This is a genomic window from Massilimicrobiota sp. An80, from assembly GCF_002159255.1.
Lineage (GTDB): Bacteria > Bacillota_I > Bacilli_A > Erysipelotrichales > Coprobacillaceae > Allocoprobacillus > Allocoprobacillus merdigallinarum.
This window is the reverse complement of sequence record NZ_NFHI01000011.1, coordinates 18,207-34,935: the sequence shown is the minus strand read 5'-3', so window position 1 is coordinate 34,935 and position 16,729 is coordinate 18,207. Positions and strand designations below refer to the sequence as shown.

Annotated in this window: 17 protein-coding genes; 4 read left to right on the top strand and 13 right to left on the bottom strand. The window is 30.4% G+C overall.

All coding sequences use genetic code 11. The annotated features are described in order from the left end of the window. Window positions 1-623: 623 nt before the first annotated feature. The 13 genes from B5G32_RS14365 to B5G32_RS04685 form a co-directional block, all read right to left on the bottom strand. Window positions 624-848 (bottom strand): sugar phosphate nucleotidyltransferase, encoded by a 225-nt coding sequence (locus tag B5G32_RS14365; protein WP_479684583.1) that lies wholly within the window; start codon window positions 846-848, stop codon window positions 624-626. A gap of 55 nt (window positions 849-903) precedes the next feature. After that, on the bottom strand, window positions 904-1,995 hold the full coding sequence (wecB, locus tag B5G32_RS04735; RefSeq protein WP_087935999.1) for a non-hydrolyzing UDP-N-acetylglucosamine 2-epimerase: 1,092 nt from the start codon (window positions 1,993-1,995) through the stop codon (window positions 904-906). Window positions 1,996-2,013: 18 nt separating this feature from the next. Further along, window positions 2,014-3,411 (bottom strand): lipopolysaccharide biosynthesis protein, encoded by a 1,398-nt coding sequence (locus tag B5G32_RS04730; RefSeq protein ID WP_087935998.1) that lies wholly within the window; start codon window positions 3,409-3,411, stop codon window positions 2,014-2,016. 13 nt (window positions 3,412-3,424) lie between these two features. Then, window positions 3,425-4,651: a glycosyltransferase gene (locus tag B5G32_RS04725; protein ID WP_087935997.1), complete on the bottom strand. Its 1,227-nt coding sequence runs from the start codon at window positions 4,649-4,651 to the stop codon at window positions 3,425-3,427. 5 nt (window positions 4,652-4,656) lie between these two features. Next, on the bottom strand, window positions 4,657-5,931 hold the full coding sequence (locus tag B5G32_RS04720) for an O-antigen polymerase (RefSeq protein ID WP_087935996.1): 1,275 nt from the start codon (window positions 5,929-5,931) through the stop codon (window positions 4,657-4,659). A 34-nt stretch (window positions 5,932-5,965) separates the two neighbouring features. Then, a complete protein-coding gene (locus B5G32_RS04715) occupies window positions 5,966-6,997 on the bottom strand; it encodes a glycosyltransferase (RefSeq protein ID WP_087935995.1) in 1,032 nt (343 codons plus the stop codon). A gap of 37 nt (window positions 6,998-7,034) precedes the next feature. Further along, window positions 7,035-7,583, bottom strand: a complete 549-nt coding sequence (locus tag B5G32_RS04710) for an acyltransferase (protein WP_087935994.1) — start codon at window positions 7,581-7,583, stop codon at window positions 7,035-7,037. Further along, on the bottom strand, window positions 7,583-8,680 hold the full coding sequence (locus B5G32_RS04705) for a glycosyltransferase family 4 protein (RefSeq protein ID WP_087935993.1): 1,098 nt from the start codon (window positions 8,678-8,680) through the stop codon (window positions 7,583-7,585). Before B5G32_RS04705 ends, B5G32_RS04710 begins: the two co-directional genes overlap by 1 nt. Then, entirely contained in the window at window positions 8,680-9,300 is a 621-nt protein-coding gene (locus B5G32_RS04700) for a sugar transferase (RefSeq protein ID WP_087935992.1), read from the bottom strand. Before B5G32_RS04700 ends, B5G32_RS04705 begins: the two co-directional genes overlap by 1 nt. A 209-nt stretch (window positions 9,301-9,509) precedes the next feature. Beyond that, window positions 9,510-9,803, bottom strand: coding sequence for a PglD-related sugar-binding protein (locus B5G32_RS04695; RefSeq protein ID WP_255374743.1), 294 nt, complete (start codon window positions 9,801-9,803; stop codon window positions 9,510-9,512). A gap of 508 nt (window positions 9,804-10,311) precedes the next feature. Further along, the gene (locus B5G32_RS14360) at window positions 10,312-10,455 is read right to left on the bottom strand and encodes a DegT/DnrJ/EryC1/StrS family aminotransferase (protein ID WP_143746590.1); all 144 of its coding nucleotides are present in this window, start codon (window positions 10,453-10,455) and stop codon (window positions 10,312-10,314) included. A 203-nt stretch (window positions 10,456-10,658) separates the two neighbouring features. Further along, complete coding sequence (gene loaP, locus B5G32_RS04690) at window positions 10,659-11,177, bottom strand: antiterminator LoaP (RefSeq protein WP_087935990.1); 519 nt, start codon at window positions 11,175-11,177, stop codon at window positions 10,659-10,661. Between the two features lie 132 nt (window positions 11,178-11,309). Then, window positions 11,310-13,214, bottom strand: coding sequence for a nucleoside-diphosphate sugar epimerase/dehydratase (locus tag B5G32_RS04685; protein ID WP_087936017.1), 1,905 nt, complete (start codon window positions 13,212-13,214; stop codon window positions 11,310-11,312). Window positions 13,215-13,463: 249 nt separating this feature from the next. Here B5G32_RS04685 and B5G32_RS04680 point away from each other — a divergent pair, with 249 nt between their 5' ends. The 4 genes from B5G32_RS04680 to B5G32_RS04665 are packed head-to-tail and all read left to right on the top strand — an operon-like array spanning window position 13,464 to window position 16,649. After that, window positions 13,464-14,156 carry a YveK family protein gene (locus B5G32_RS04680; RefSeq protein WP_158093971.1) on the top strand — a complete coding sequence of 231 codons (693 nt, stop codon included), beginning with the start codon at window positions 13,464-13,466 and terminating at the stop codon, window positions 14,154-14,156. Window position 14,157: 1 nt separating this feature from the next. Beyond that, the gene (locus B5G32_RS04675) at window positions 14,158-14,940 is read left to right on the top strand and encodes a tyrosine-protein phosphatase (protein ID WP_087304298.1); all 783 of its coding nucleotides are present in this window, start codon (window positions 14,158-14,160) and stop codon (window positions 14,938-14,940) included. A 3-nt stretch (window positions 14,941-14,943) separates the two neighbouring features. Further along, on the top strand, window positions 14,944-15,654 hold the full coding sequence (locus tag B5G32_RS04670) for a CpsD/CapB family tyrosine-protein kinase (protein ID WP_087935989.1): 711 nt from the start codon (window positions 14,944-14,946) through the stop codon (window positions 15,652-15,654). Next, on the top strand, window positions 15,654-16,649 hold the full coding sequence (locus tag B5G32_RS04665; RefSeq protein ID WP_087935988.1) for a hypothetical protein: 996 nt from the start codon (window positions 15,654-15,656) through the stop codon (window positions 16,647-16,649). The genes B5G32_RS04670 and B5G32_RS04665 overlap by 1 nt, the downstream gene beginning before the upstream one ends. Window positions 16,650-16,729: the final 80 nt, after the last annotated feature.

The following is a 16,729-nucleotide window of genomic DNA, read 5'->3' as shown; positions in this document are numbered from 1 at the left end:
TCCATAGAAATCCTTTCGTCTTTCCATTAAAGTTTTATAAACTTCTATGAAACAAATTCCTTTTCTAAATCCCACTTCGTGGTTATGATCAACTCCAGTTTTAGAACTTATTACCTGTATCTATACTGTAACATAATTTCGTGTACTTTGTCGATTAGCACTGGCTTTACTTATAATATCCTTATCTTCGGATATTCTTGTCTTTGGATTTGGATAAAAACTTCTACATATCAAACCATTCATCACTAATAGTGTAATATTTACATCCATCAAAGCTTAATCAACGTTGTAAAATGCGATATTCTTTTGAGTCTGTGCAATTATCAATACACTCGCTTGCTACATTACTCACGACAGGTACTAATCTGTCTATGCTTATGCTTGTTCACAAACATTAAATCTACATACCACTTCATAAATCATTGGTAGGACCTTATGCTGTGCGACCAGATTAAATAAACTTATCCTGTGTCTACTTCCTATGTATTACCCACGAGACTGTGTTTGAGTTAAAACAGCTCTATACGCTTTACTAAATCCACTGCCGTAGAAAATATTATCTCCATGAACCATTGCACATGCATCATCACTGATAAATTCTTTTCCCAAAATAAATATCTGGCCTATCTATCCGCTGACAGCTTTATCTTGTGAGAAAGATTCACAACATAATTTGATCCGTATCCAAGAAATCTCTTAAAGTTAGGAAGATCAGTTAGATTGAAAATCAAAAGAATATTCATGATTCCCTTCAACATCAAAGTAAACAGTGAGCAGTAAATCATTAGCTCTTCATAAATCGGTAATAATTGTTTAGATGTAACCATTGCTAAAGAATAGAGTCTAATTCCCGCTCAACCAGCTAAGATAATTCCTTTCATGTTTACAAAACTCCGTTTTATTCTAATTTTCTAATATATCTGCAATTCTTTCACAAGCATGTCCATCCCCATAAGGATTACTTGCATGCGCCATCTTATTATATAAATCTTTGTTCTCTAATAATTCCTTAAAGTTTCTATAAATAGTTTCTTCATCTGTTCCAACTAATTTAAGTGTACCAGCTACAATTCCTTCTGGACGTTCTGTTGTATCACGCATAACCAATACTGGCTTTCCTAAAGAAGGTGCTTCCTCCTGAATTCCACCACTATCTGTAAGAATCAAATAACTTCTTGAAAGGAAATTATGGAAATCTAAAACTTCCAAAGGTTCAATAATATGAACACGATCACATTCTCCAAGTTCCTGTTTTGCTGCTTCGCGAACAAGTGGATTCATATGAATTGGATAAATTGCCTTTACATCTGAATGTTCATCCATAATACGACGAATAGCTCTAAACATATTATGCATTGGTTCTCCAAGATTTTCTCTCCTATGAGCAGTAATTACAATTAGTCGACTGTCAGATACCCAGTCTAACTCAGGATGAGAATACTCAGATTTAACAGTAGTCTTTAAAGCATCAATTGCTGTATTACCTGTTACATAAATGCTGTCTTCTTTTTTTCCTTCACGAAGAAGATTTTCCCTAGACATTTCTGTAGGAGCAAAATTATATTTTGCCACTATACCAACCGCCTGTCGGTTAAACTCTTCAGGATATGGACTATAAATATCATATGTACGAAGTCCGGCTTCCACATGACCAACCGGAATTTGCTTATAAAAACAAGCAAGTGCTGTTACAAACGTTGTACTAGTATCACCATGGACAAGAACAACATCTGGTTTTACTTTATCTAGAACTTCTCCAATCTTATTTAAAATGTTAGTTGTGATATCAAATAAAGTTTGCTTATCTTTCATTATTGATAAATCATAATCTGGAACAACATTAAAGGCTTCCAAAACCTGATCAAGCATCTGACGATGCTGTCCTGTAACACAAACCACCGTATTCATAGACTTCCTCATCTTAAGCTCATTTACTAAAGGACACATCTTTATTGCTTCGGGCCTAGTACCAAAAACCAACATTACTGTTTTCATTATTATTTCCTCCTTAAATTACTTTTTTCTATGATTAGGTAATAAATCTCGAATATCAAAAATTTTCAATAACTGATACATCAACATTGTATATACGACAAATATGATACCTTCAATAAAAAATACTATTATCGATTTTGATTGAACAATAACATTATCACCAATAAAAAATATCAACATTATTGCACCCACAAGAAGTATGGTCTTAAATGATAGTTTAACAGGGAAAGCCCTGAATGTCATTAATCTAACTATAATGAGATAGCTCATATATGAAACAAATGTTGTGAATGCGGCAATTGGAAATCCGTAACGAGGAATCAGAATAATATTTAAAACAATGTTTAATATTGCTATACTTAAATTAAAGACTAAAATCATCATTGTTTTCTGTTGCAATTCATAATATTTATGATATAAAAGTGAAAAACCATATATAAAGATTCCCAATGCTGTCCAAATAAATATACTATCATTTTGAGCGTATGAATTACCCTTAAACAAGCTCAAAAGCACGTTGGCTTTTAAGCATCCATAGAATACTATGGGTAACGTAAATAGCAAATAGTAGTTTAATACTTTTGAAATTAAGGAATATGTTTCTTCTTTATTTATATTCCATGTATTAACTATAATCGGATGAAATGCATTTACAATAATTAATGCAAACATCATGTATATGCTATTTCCCAATGAATATATGGTCGAATATATTCCTACACTTGCATCCGACTCAAAATATTTAATTAAATACCTATCTGACGAAACCAATAGCCAATTTGAAACCGATAAACCGATTAGTGGCATACCATATCCTAGATACTGCTTTAGTTGTATCATATTAAATTTATTTTGTGAATTCTTTGTAATTTTTGTTGTACTTTTCAAAAAAACTAAATAAATCAACATTATAATACTTTGACTTATAAAAATAGAATCTATATCATGTGTAATATATGCTATTAACACCATTGGAAAAAGTCTTCCTATCGAGAACGCTAATTCTAAAATCACATATTGATATAATTTTCTTTCCTTTCTCAAAACTGCATCTAATACATTATATATAATTAGAGTTATAACATATATATACGCAGAAATTGAAAGTTCAATAAAAAAACTACTCATAAAAACAATCAACAAACTGAATGTTATTACACTTAATGTTGATATCATAATAAAAGAAAAATCTTTTTTTTCTTCATAGTATCTTAAGATACCCTGTGAAAGCCAAAGCGAACTTAATGAAGTTATAATATTTAACGTACTTAACATAATATTATAATAACCTATATCAGATTCACTAAATAAATAAGTAAGCAAAAAAACCGCAACAAAAGAAAGTATTCCTCCTGAAATTCTAGCTACAGCTTGCATCACTACATCAAATGAATACTGTGTTGACTTACTATTCACACAAAATCCACCTCTACTTTTTAAAATTTTTTACGTAATCAACGATATTTCTCATCGTTTCATGATACTCATAACGTTCTCGATTATGTTCATTTAATATCTTATCCGAGCTAAATAATTGGTGCATTCTTTCTATTGCATCAATTATGTCTTTTTTATCATTAGATGTAACTGTTACATTTCCATAATCTTGTAAAATCTTCAATGACGCATCATCATCACTATTATTATTTCTAATATATAGTATATGAATACCTGTGGCTATATACTCAAATATCTTTCCAGGGACTTGAAATGTTGTTTTATTTCCAAATAATAACAACACATTGGATTTATATAATTCTTTTCGAAACTGTTCACTCGGAACTAGATCTTTAATTTCAACAATATCCTGGATTCCAAATTTTTCTACTGACTCTCTCAGTTGTGTGTAATCATTGTTATATATAACAGCATGGATAATATCTTTATTCGGCATATCATTTACAGCATCAACAAATGGATACGGATTTCTATGTACCGGATTCAAAGAACCCCCGTATATTAAATGAATTTTTCCATTACTCACATTACTTTCTATATTCTTTACCATATTTTGATCAAAGCCTATATTAAATGTATCAATTTTATCATTCGAGAGATTATATAACTCAGAATACTTTCTTTTATTATAATCGGTAATTACAAATATTTTTTTTGCACGTTTAGCTACTCTTTTTTCCAAGCAAAACTCAATTGCATACCGTAATTTACTTCGTTTTCTTGATGGTTCATAAATCCAAGGATCACCATAGGTGCAAATAAACGGTACATTATATTTTCTTGATAATTTTTCACTTATTATATGAGCACTATAAGGTGATGAAATGGATAAAATAAGATCATATTTTCCCCAATTTACTGTTTTCGCCCATCTAATTACATTTGGATACCAATCAATTACCGGATCTGGAATTATATGATCTCGAATAAATTTTTTTATACTATTTCTTTTATTTGTCATGTCTGTTATCGTAGTTGAACTACAATCAGATAATATTTCATTTACTCCCCTGTGAAATATACCACCTTTAACACGATAAACACTTGACTTGATATTATTTTTTAAACTATCGTTGCCAACCGTTAACACATCAACAGAGACACCTGAATCAATCAATGCATTCAACATCTTTATATTTTTATCGCTACATGAACCATCTTCTGGCGGAAAGTGGTAAGAAATCATTAATATTTTCATAACGCTCACTCCTTTTTTGGTTCTTTAATATATATACATACAATAATCATAGTTATTATCGTTATCCATGTTGTTAAATAGATTAGCGTGTATTCTCTAATTCCCCAAATCAAAATGCTCTGAATCATAACAAGAGCTACTGTATTCCTTATATTCATATTATTATTAAATTTGTAGTACATTCTCGAAGAAATATATCCAAGCACCAAATAAAACAATGGAAATAGTAATCCAAACTCAATTAATGAATAATATTGTATTGGCGCAGTATTAAAAGCTATATATGACTGCGTCCCTATATTCAAAAAATCGAGACTAAATGGTGTACTTAAATTTAACTTCCCTCCCCATAAGCCTTGTAAATATAATAAAGGAATTCTAAACGTAGATATTCCTACACCTAAAAATTTGATATTTGTTTCTATCAACTTATTGAAATAAGGAAAACTTCCAATAAAATATGTTAATGGAGAGCTTAAAAAATCAGGAATTTTAAATCCTGCTACAGCAAAGTTTTGTATACTATATGATTTATTAAGCATATTTTGAGTAACACTCATAAATCCTGTCGTTCCAGCTATAATTACTCCTATTTTTAATAATCCACCTTTGGTTTTTCTATTTTTCCCTTTTCTTCCATTACTAATTTGTACATAATAGTACGTCAATAGATTTAATAAAATGGCTTTAAAAAGAGTGTCCCTTCTAACAGAGATAAACGGTATAAAACATATAATAAATTGAACAAATAACAAAAATCTATGTTTTGTCTTTTTCTCCAATAGTAAGATCAACACAAACACAGACTCTGGCAAAGCTAAAAATGTAAGTGTATAATATAGTTTTCCAGAATAATATCCTTCTTGCAATATTTGGTTGTATTCTGACATATTCGAAATAATGTAGCTCAAACCAAAGTTTCCTAGTATGTCAATCAAATAAAAAACTATGCTTATATTTGTTATTACAGCTATGATTCTCACAGCCTTAACAAGTTTATTATAGGAATACTCACCTTCTACTGACGAAGTTTTCCTTATCTTAAATATAAGGTTTTTACCCCCTAATGTTCCTATCCAAAACATTATATAAGACGTCATCAATATCATAAAAAATTCAACTGAATAATCAGTTTCAAATGCAGGCGAGCATAATCCAAGAAGAATTAATAGTAACTGAAATGAAATAAATCCAGTTATTGGATTTAATAATCTATTATATTGATATATACCTACCAAAGTAAATACAACTAATACTAGACTACAAAGTAATATATTCATAAAACTTCTCTCCCCCAAATGTTTGGCTTTTTACTTAGCTCTTTAGAATTTCTATCAGCTTTTTACTAACATTTTGGAAATGATACTCTCTAAAAAAATCTGTTTCAATATGAGATATGCAACCATAATATCTATCTTCTTGATATAGAAGCGTTTCAAAAGCATCAATCCATTCTTCTTTGGAATTTGCCGTAATACCATTTCCTTTAATAATTGATTCATTCACTCCTACTGGACTACCCACAACTGGTTTTTTCATATTAAGATACTGTATTAATTTAAATCCACATTTGCCTCTGTTTATTTTATTATTCTTAAGTGGCATTATCCCAATAGTAAAGTCACTAATATTCCTTATATAATCATTTTCTGACCACACAATTAATTTACTATTACGAATTCTCTCTGTAAATTCTAACGCTGTATTACTTATTATATGAAATGATACTTCTGGATGTTGCTGAATCAATTCATTAATCGGCTCAACTATTAATTCCAAGTTATCAATTGTCGTTTCACTCCCAATCCATCCAATAATCTTTTTTGAAAATGTTTGTCTCCAATATGGTTCATATTTTGTTGTATCTTCTATTGTAGGTAAAATAATACAATTTGGATTAACTCTTTCATAATGCTTTTTTAAAGTTTCATTTCCACAAATTACAGCATCAGATTTTTGCGCAATTCTATCTGAATTATCCCTCTTCAACTCGTAAATTGCATCATCCACATCAAAGACAATTCTTATTCCCTGTCTTTTTAAATGCTCTAGCATTGTCCACTTATATTTAGGAATAACTCCCTTCTGTATAAATACAACATCAAATTGAGGGGCAATAAAATACAACTGATATAAACGCTTGACAGCACCTATTAAATATAATATTCCGATTTTTAGCTTGTATTTTTTCTTATTCCACATATATTCAGCAGTATATTTATCATTCCAAAAGCAAAAATACTGTGTATAAAAATTCTTTTCAAATTCATCCTTAAAAATATATGCTCTATAATTTGAAGACGCTCCCTTTTTGGAATATAGCGTAAAAACAGCTAATTTCTTCATTCTAACACCTTCTTTATTCAATTCATTATATTATTAATCACAAAATCATCTCTGTAATCCTTTTTTGAACAACTACAGTTCCATCAGGTATATTTCCTTTAATCACACTACCGGCTGCAATAACCGCATTATCTCCAATTATTGTTCCTTTAAGAATTATCGAATTAGCACCTATCCATACATTATTTCCAATTTCAATCGGAGCCGTCTTATAATGATTCGCCTTTAAGCCGTCAGGATGACGAAAATCATGATCATGATCAAAAACTTGTACATTAGGAGAAAATTGAACATTATCACCAATAACAATTTTTTCATGACATACAATCATATTATTAGAATTTACAGATGTGTTATTACCTATAATACACTCTGCGCCTTTTCTAACACGAATTTTAGCCCCGTCACGCATCTTAAACATTTTACCAATTTTTAAATGTGAACCTATATCCATACTTATTTCCGTAAATGGAGAAATCATACAGATTGGCGCTCCTTGAAATCCACTCATATGAAAAATCTTAGTCCAGCAAATTTTTATTGTTCCAAATGGAACAACCACTGCTGCTCTTACATATTTATTCATTATCTTCCTGCCTTTTTCACTTCATCTATATACTTCTTGATAACAATCTGTCTATCAAATTCATTTTCAATTTTCTTTCTTCCTGCTAGTCCCATCATTTTTTTTCGATTAAAACTAAGTTTAATAAACTTCTCTACTTTATCTGTTAAATCAGTGGCATTTCCTGTCTCAAATAAATATCCAGTCTTTCCATCTTCAATAACATCCATTGTTCCGTTTATATTCGAACCAATGCAAACTCTTCCAGTTGAAGCTGTTTCAAGTAGGACATTGGGCACTCCTTCTCCACCGTGTGACGGAAGAATAGTACAATGACATTTTTCTATCCAATCAGCAATATCCTTGCGAAAACCAATGTATTCTACATATCGCTTTTCCTCATATTTATGAATAATTGCTTTATATTTTTCTTCCTCGTTCCATCCAGCAATCAAAAATCTTGTATTTGGGTATTTCTTCTTAATATTTTTTGCACATTTTAGATATTCATCAATGCCCTTCAATTCCATAACACGGCCGATAAAAATGAAATTAATAACCTCATCTGATGGCATTTCTACAAAGTGATGTTCCTCTAAATTACAACCTGAACCCGGAAGCATTTCCCAGTTTTTTTTAATCATTTTGTGCTCGACAAAGTAATCCTTATCGCCAGTATTCTGAAAGAATACCTTATATGCATGTTTCATTGAAATTCTGTAAAGAAATGTTGCAATTCTACTAACCATATTCTTTTTTAAAAATGTAGCTCCCGTTCCGGTAACATTACATACCTGCTTATAATGCAGTCGATTTGCTACCATAGAGCCATAGATATTTGGTTTAATAGTATAAGAAAAAATTATATCTGGATTCACCTGTGGAATCAACTTTCTATATTGGCGAATAAGCTTTAAATCATTTTTAGGATTCACACCTCTTCGATCTATCTCAGTTAACACAATCTTACAGCCCATTTCTTCAAAAATCTTATTATCATTGTCTTTAGGAAGCGAGAGATAAACCTCATGACCTTCCTCACATAATTTACGAATCAACTCTTTACGAAATGAGTAGAGTGTAATAAAGTGGTTTGATAAAAATAGTACTCTGCTCATTATTTTCTCCCCTCAGCCTTTTTTTTCATTTCACCTGTGCCCCCTTCAACGACACCATCGCTCTTAAGAACACTTACGATAGTTCCAAAAAAACATCTTACATCCATTAATAATCCCTGTTTTTCAACATACTCTCCGTCAAGCCTTGCTTTTATTGGAATCTCTAACTCATCTCGTCCATTAATTTGTGCCCAACCAGTTAATCCCGGACGAACATCATTTGCACCATATTTATCTCTTTCAGTAACAAGATCATCTTGATTCCAAAGTGCTGGTCTGGGCCCGATAATCGACATATCTCCCTTGAAAATGTTCCACATCTGAGGAAGTTCATCAATGCTAGCCTTACGAATAAACCCACCAATTTTCAAAATATACTGTTCCGGATTTTCAAGCATGTGTGTTGGCATATCATGTGGAGTATCCATCTTCATGCTACGAAATTTGTACAAATTAAAATATTTCTTGTTTTTTCCAACACGCTTCTGTTTAAAAATAGCAGGGCCTGGATCTTCCCTCTTAATAAGAAGTGCAACAATCCCCATAGGAGCTGCTAAAACAATCAATCCAATTCCAGAAAGAAGGATATCTATAAATCTTTTAACAAATTTTAAATACATCGTTCTCATTCCTCCCTCATTTTACTTTATAATTTATCTATTCATAAAAATGCAGATTTTATTTATCCCACATAATATTGCAATCTACTTTCGTAGTATCAAGAACTATACTTCTTTCAGATACTGAGCACTTACATTTCAATTGATAAAACTTACCAATCTTAGCATCATGTTCAACTATAGCATTGCTCATAACTATTGATGTAGTATTAATTAATTATTGTATATGAATTGATTTCAGTCCTTGCCTCAATGATACACCCCTTTTCAATCATATCTGGAGGTGATATACATGCCATAGAATGCACCAACGTAATCAATTTTTCACCAATCCTATCGAGCAGTTTTTCTCTCACATCAGAATTTCCAATTGCTATAAATGCTACATCATATTCCATATGTTCTAAATCTTCAATCTTTCCAATTGCAAAATCACTATTATCATCTAAAAAATCTATATCAGTGAATATTTCCATTGCTTCAGCAGTTTCTTTGGCAACTATACCATATTACTCTGCTCCAATTATTATTAGACACACTATTATCATCCTCTCACCGCATGAAAAAGACTCACATTAGAAATTACTCTCTGATACGAGTCCTCTTTTGTTCCCATAGGCATAAAAAGTTATTTTAATGACATATTGTTAATCAAAATACATTCCATTTTCCTTGCTCAACGAACTACTCTTTACATTGCCTATAGGAACAATGCAAGTCATTTTGACGAAATTAATCTCTTGATTTTTTCTATATTATCATACCCTATTTTTTTCAATCTATATAACGACAAAAATCCTTCTGTTTCAGTGATCTTTACCTATCCTCCTATTCAGATTCTACTCAATATTGTAGATCAATTTATGAGTACCCAAGAAACCATTTCTTCCTCTTGGGACTTAAGAATTTTTTCCATTTCCTGACCTTTTCTGAATTTCAAAAACGGCAAAATGCTTCAATCCCTTGTATTTAAAAGACTTTTCTTGGTTCTCCTTATTATATCACCATCACTTAGTAACCACACTTGTTACCTGCAAGTCTTATTGCAAGATGAAATACAGTTGTTCCTGAAAGTATGGCAACCATATGCTGACATCCTACATATTCTCTTGAATACTTTTCTATTTCACTAATATTTTCTCCTATAGTAAACATTCAATTAGTTGCATAAGCTTATTTTATCTATTGGCTATCTTCGCCAGGCATAGTTAGTGAAGATAGTCAGATTTTCTTTTCAAAAGGTTTCACTGAATAATATCCTCACCACACTAAAGGATAATAGCGGATTATCCTTTATTTATATTTTGTATGAAGTTAAAAAGTGTATAAAAAAAGATATACACTCATGTATAACTTCCCTAAATTTTACTAATAATTTCTAATCCAACTTTGACAGTTGTTTCTCTACCAAATAATGATATATCTACATAAGCAAGACGCTTATGTCTATCAATTTTCACAATATGTCCTTCATATCCTATTAAAGGTCCTTCATTAATATGAATCACATCACCTTCAATATATCCAATAGACATATCAACAATATGCTGTTTACCACCAAACTGTGCTAAAAACATAGCTTCCTGTTTATATATAGGATAAATATTCTCTCCATCATTTCCTAATAATTTTGTTAAGTCCGGGATTTTTTTTAATTCAATAAACAAATCATCTACATGATCTGTTACTATAAAAATATAACCTTTAAATAAAATATCTTCTATTTCATGCCATTTTCCTCTAAACTTCTTCATATGTTTATATCTAGGAATAAAACATTCTTCATAGATATCTTTTTTAACAAGAATTTCACATTTTCTAACAATTTCCTCTTCTTGTCCACTTCTTACTTGCACAGCATACCAATTGTCATACATGTCTCATTCCTCCAAAAGAGTATAATTATCCTATCGAAATATTCGAAATATTCGATATATTTCGACACAGTTTTTTATAACAGATTATTTCAATAACGCGACAATGCGACGATTATTGATGAATAATCTTTTTTAAGATAAAACAGCATCTTGTTTCATTTTTCTTTTCACTCTTTGTTTTCCATTTTCATAATGATATGTACTCACAATATGTTTAACAGCACTTCTCATATCACTGTCTTCATCATAAGCAATTGTCTTTAATTCATCTAATTCCTTTAAGAATAAAGGAATATCCATTTCAATAGGATGCCCAATATGAATCAATTTATTTGGTGTTGTTTGCATCCCTTCTTCTTTCATTAACATTTCTTCATAAAGTTTTTCTCCAGGACGCAATCCCGTAAATTGAATTTTAATATCCACATCAGGTTCATATCCAGATAACTGAATTAAATTTCTTGCCATATCAACTATTTTCACAGGTTTTCCCATATCTAAGACGAAGATTTCTCCACCTTTTGCATATGCACCAGCCTGTAAGACAAGGGACACAGCTTCAGGAATTGTCATAAAATATCTGATAATATCAGGATGTGTGACTGTCACTGGTCCACCATTTTGTATCTGTTTTTTAAATAATGGGATAACAGAACCATTAGATCCTAAAACATTTCCAAATCGAACAGCAACATATTCTGTTTTTGATAATTGATCATAAGCTTGAACAATCATTTCACATATTCTTTTTGATGCTCCCATAATATTTGTTGGATTTACAGCTTTATCTGTTGAAATCAAAATAAATTTCTTAACATGATACTGATCACAAGCTTTCACTACATTCAATGTTCCAAAAACATTGTTTTTTATAGCTTCATGTGGTGCATCTTCCATTAATGGAACATGTTTATGTGCTGCTGCATGATAGACAATATCAGGATGATATGTTTCAAATAAATCATTCATTTTACCAACATCTCGCACTGATGCTATCATAGTTTGTAAATCTAATTTTGGATATTTACGTTTTAATTCCAATTGAATATCATAGGCATTATTTTCATAGATATCGACAATAATCAATTGTTTAGGTGATCTTTCTGCAATTTGTCTGCATAGCTCACTACCAATAGATCCGCCTCCACCTGTAACCATAATAACACGATTTGTAACATAAGACATAATTTCATCTAGATTAACTTTGATTGGATCTCTACCAAGTAAATCCTGTACTTCCACATCTTTTAATTTATTCAAGATAATTTCATCATTAATAAACTGATAGATACCAGGTAATCTTTTTAATTTACATTTTGTTTCCTTACAAATATTTAATATCTTTGCTACTTCTTTTTTATCAATTGAAGGTAAAGCAATATATATTTCATCAATTTTATATTTTGAAACATGATCCAAAATAGTATTTCTATCCCCAACAATAGGAACACCATGTATTCTTCTTCCTATTTTATGAGGATCATCATCAATAAAACAAACAATTGTTTTATGCAAATTTTTTGTATTCAATGTTTCTCTTAATATTTTTTCGCCAGCTGAACCAGCTCCAACTACCATAACTCGTTTATTTTGTAAGTCAGTTCTTCCAAATAAATCATGGCGACTGGCATACAATCTTAAAAAGCGATAACTAAAACGTGTTCCTCCCACCAATAATGTGCTCATCATAAAATAACCACATATAACACTAACTGGTAAATGAGCATTTGTTATCATATTGATAACTACCAAAACACATGTACTGAATAGCGTAGAAATGACAATATTCATAAGTTCATTGATTGATGCAAATTGCCATAGACTACTATATAGTTTCATAAAAGTAAATATGCCAAGACTGATAAGCATCAACAATACTGCTATTGGCATTGTTTCATACACAAATGTCCATGACATCATATTATAGTCATATAACATCATTGACCCATAGTAGCTTAACAATACACTCATAATATCTACCACTATCAGAATAATTCTACGAACAAGTAGTTGATATTTATCCCCTATACGCTCCATAATCATCCCTTTCCTTCCATTTTTTGCGTCAGGACTTATGTTTTTTCACCAATTTTTACAATATGTTGAAAACATTTGATAATTACTTGATTTTTTTTTGTGAATCAAGCATAATACATATTGAAATATAGCTGGTCACACGAAAGTCCATGACTAGTCATAAAATAACATTTATATGACAATAAATCAAGAATTTTGTGATAAATGACACATATTTCTAATTTTTTAACAACAAATAAGGAGGTCTCTATGACTGAACAAGAAATGATGAAAAATGAAGATGAAATTGAAATTAACTTAGGGGAATTATTTGCTTTACTAAAAGCGCAATACAAACTCATTATTATTAGTACTTTAGTTACAACGATTGTTGCTGGAGTTTTGACAGTCTTTTTTATTGACAGAAAATATCAATCAGTTGCCAGTATCTATCCAAAACCTGAAGTCACTGAAGGTATGGTTGACTACACACAAATCAATGCTAACAATTTGATGGTCAATAACTACATTGAAATGTTAAAAGGTAATAATATTCAAAGTCAGGTTGCTGAAAGTTTAGGTATGACTACTGCTGAAGTAAGTAATAGTGTCACTATTTCTAACCAAACTAATACACAAATTATTAGTATTTCAGCTACTACAACTGACCCAGAATTAAGTAAAAATATTGTAGATGAATTAGTTGCAACTTTTAAAAAAGAAGCTAAGGAAACATTAAATATTAACAATATTTCAACGATTGATCAGGCACAGATCGCAGATACACCTGTATCTCCTAATTTAAAAATGAATTTAGTTATTGGTGCACTTATTGGTGCTTTCTTAAGTGTTGGATATCTTTTTATTAAATTTATGCTTGATACTCATATTCATAATAGGGAAGAAGCTGAAAAATACTTAGGTATTCCTTGTTTAGGTTCTATTCCTTATTTTGATAACTAAAATGCAATTTATTGATATTCATGGTCATTATGCCTGGGGTATTGACGATGGTATTCCAACACAAGATGAAGCTATAAAAGCCTTACAAATGGCTAAAGAGAATAACATCTGTACAATAGTAGCAACACCTCATGTTGTACCCGGTACGCATAATGAAACAGACATCCAACATTTTAAAGAAAGAATAGCTAAGCTCAAAGCCTTAGCTCAAAATGAAAATATCGAAGTTTATGAAGGTTGTGAATTATTCTTAAATCATGATTATATCAATTCAATAAATCAACAACTGTTTATACCTATTGAAAATACATCATACCTTCTCGTTGAATTTGATGTTAGAAAAGAAATTGGGAAAGAATATGAAGTTGAAGATTATCTTTATGAGATTGATATCAAGGGTTATACACCAATTATAGCTCATGCTGAAAGATATTTCCCTCATGGTATTGATTTACAGAGAATTGAACAGTGGATTGATAGTGGTTATGTGATTCAAGTCAATGCATCAAGTCTATTAGGTGTACATGGAAAAACTGTTAAAAATAATGCTTATCAATTATTGAATAATGGTTTGATTCATATTATTGCGACGGATACTCATCGCAGTCAAGGTCATCGTATTCCTTGTTTACAGGAAATTTATCAATTACTTTCAAAAAAATATGATTATCAAACATTGAAAACGTTAATGTATGATAACCCATTACACATATTACAAAATGAAAGCGTGGAAATGATTCAAGTCAACCAATCATTTTTCAAAAAGTTATTCAAAAGGAGATAATTTATGGCTCAAAAGAAAAAATATCGTAAAACTTTAAATATTTTAGAAAAATCAAAAAAACAATCACAATTTGATTATACAGAAATTTTTAGACATATTCGTACAAATATTGAATTCTCAAATGTTGATAATCCTATTAAATCAGTTGCAATTACGTCTTCTCAACCAGGAGAAGCCAAATCTACAACATCAATGAATTTAGCATATATATTTGCGACAAAGTATAAAAAAGTTCTTATTATTGATTGTGATTTGAGAAAAACAATGTTACATAAATATATGAGATTATCCAATTCACATGGTCTTACTGATGCCCTTATTGAATTTGGAAAAACACATCGTTTTAATGATGAATATTTCCAAACAATTAATGACCAATCTTTTTCTGGATTACTCTATGTACTAACAGCTGGTATTCATGTTCCTAATCCTTCTGAGTTATTAAGTTCAGACACTTTTAAAGAATATATGAAAGTTTTAAAACAAAATTTTGATTTTATCATTATTGACTGTGCACCTATCGGTTCTATTTCAGATGCAATACCAGTAGGAAATGCTGTTGATGGAACAATTTTTGTTGTTTCTGCTAAAGATACAAAACGTAAAGATGCTGCTCAATGTGTAGATTTACTTAAACGTAGTAATGTTAATGTTATTGGTAGCGTCTTAACAAAAGCTGATTCTGGTTCTGGTTCATATCATTATTACTACTGATGAAAAAGATATCCTTTCCTCTAATCGTTATCCTACTTGTATGTATTATTTTAACGCTTATAGGATATAATACTCTCATTACACGTAAAGATAGTCAAAAGTACCAGAATCTGCAAGAAGATTATCCTACATCTTCTACAGAATCCTCAAATACTCAAACACTTTATTGTATAGGTGATAGTTTAACACTAGGATCTCATGCATATCCAACTGTTCTTTCTGAATTAACAGACTTATCAATAGAGACATTTGGGGGTTCACAGGATCAAACAATAGATATAGCGATTAGATTAGGCAGAACAAAAATATATGCTTATGATATTACAATTCCTGCACAAACTGATCCTGTAGAATTAACGTTATATAATGAAGATCATGAAGAATTAGATGTTTTAAAAAATAAAGGCAGTAACTTTTCTAATGTCGAAATTGCTGGTATCAGTGGTATATTGAAATATGATTCTGAAAAAAAAGTGCACACATTCACTAGAGATGAAGCTGGTAAATCCGTAACACTTGATGAATATACTCGTATTAATGCTGATTTTCCAACTTTTGATAAAAATGGAATTGCTATTATCTTTACTGGAACATATGACCCCTATGAATCAGGTAGTATCTTCAGAACAATCACATATCAACGTGCTATACTTAATCAATTAGGCATCAAGAAATATATCGTTGTTTCTTTAACATCAAAAAGAACATTTCAGATTGTGAATGATATGAATAGTGTATTAGAAGAAGAACATGAAGAGCATTTTCTTAATTTTAGAGATTATCTTTTAGAAAATGGTTTACAGGATGCTGATATCACACCAACAAAACAAGACCAAAGTGATCTAGATAAAGGATATATTCCTCGTAGTCTTCTTCAAGACAATCTAGTTGATGGAAACACTGAATTTCATGAATTGTTAGCTAAACAATTAATTCAAAAAATGAAAGAATTAAAATATATTACGGACGATGATTTAAAAAATTCTCAAATTTAATTAAACAGCCTCTATAGTTATAAACAATTATAACTATAGAGGTTTTTCTTTCATTATAACAAATTCAGATTTTTATCCCT

Excerpts from the sequence above, each read along its gene's own strand:
- B5G32_RS04680 (WP_158093971.1), top strand. The coding sequence starts at position 13,464 with ATGACTGAACAAGAAATGATGAAAAATGAAGATGAAATTGAAATTAAC.
- B5G32_RS04720 (WP_087935996.1), bottom strand. The coding sequence starts at position 5,931 with ATGAATATATTACTTTGTAGTCTAGTATTAGTTGTATTTACTTTGGTA.
- B5G32_RS04725 (WP_087935997.1), bottom strand. The coding sequence starts at position 4,651 with ATGAAAATATTAATGATTTCTTACCACTTTCCGCCAGAAGATGGTTCA.
- loaP (WP_087935990.1), bottom strand. The coding sequence starts at position 11,177 with ATGTATGACAATTGGTATGCTGTGCAAGTAAGAAGTGGACAAGAAGAG.
- B5G32_RS04665 (WP_087935988.1), top strand. The coding sequence starts at position 15,654 with ATGAAAAAGATATCCTTTCCTCTAATCGTTATCCTACTTGTATGTATT.
- B5G32_RS04715 (WP_087935995.1), bottom strand. The coding sequence starts at position 6,997 with ATGAAGAAATTAGCTGTTTTTACGCTATATTCCAAAAAGGGAGCGTCT.
- B5G32_RS04705 (WP_087935993.1), bottom strand. The coding sequence starts at position 8,680 with ATGAGCAGAGTACTATTTTTATCAAACCACTTTATTACACTCTACTCA.
- B5G32_RS04675 (WP_087304298.1), top strand. The coding sequence starts at position 14,158 with ATGCAATTTATTGATATTCATGGTCATTATGCCTGGGGTATTGACGAT.
- B5G32_RS04710 (WP_087935994.1), bottom strand. The coding sequence starts at position 7,583 with ATGAATAAATATGTAAGAGCAGCAGTGGTTGTTCCATTTGGAACAATA.
- wecB (WP_087935999.1), bottom strand. The coding sequence starts at position 1,995 with ATGAAAACAGTAATGTTGGTTTTTGGTACTAGGCCCGAAGCAATAAAG.
- B5G32_RS14360 (WP_143746590.1), bottom strand. The coding sequence starts at position 10,455 with ATGTTTACTATAGGAGAAAATATTAGTGAAATAGAAAAGTATTCAAGA.
- B5G32_RS04685 (WP_087936017.1), bottom strand. The coding sequence starts at position 13,214 with ATGGAGCGTATAGGGGATAAATATCAACTACTTGTTCGTAGAATTATT.
- B5G32_RS04670 (WP_087935989.1), top strand. The coding sequence starts at position 14,944 with ATGGCTCAAAAGAAAAAATATCGTAAAACTTTAAATATTTTAGAAAAA.
- B5G32_RS04700 (WP_087935992.1), bottom strand. The coding sequence starts at position 9,300 with ATGTATTTAAAATTTGTTAAAAGATTTATAGATATCCTTCTTTCTGGA.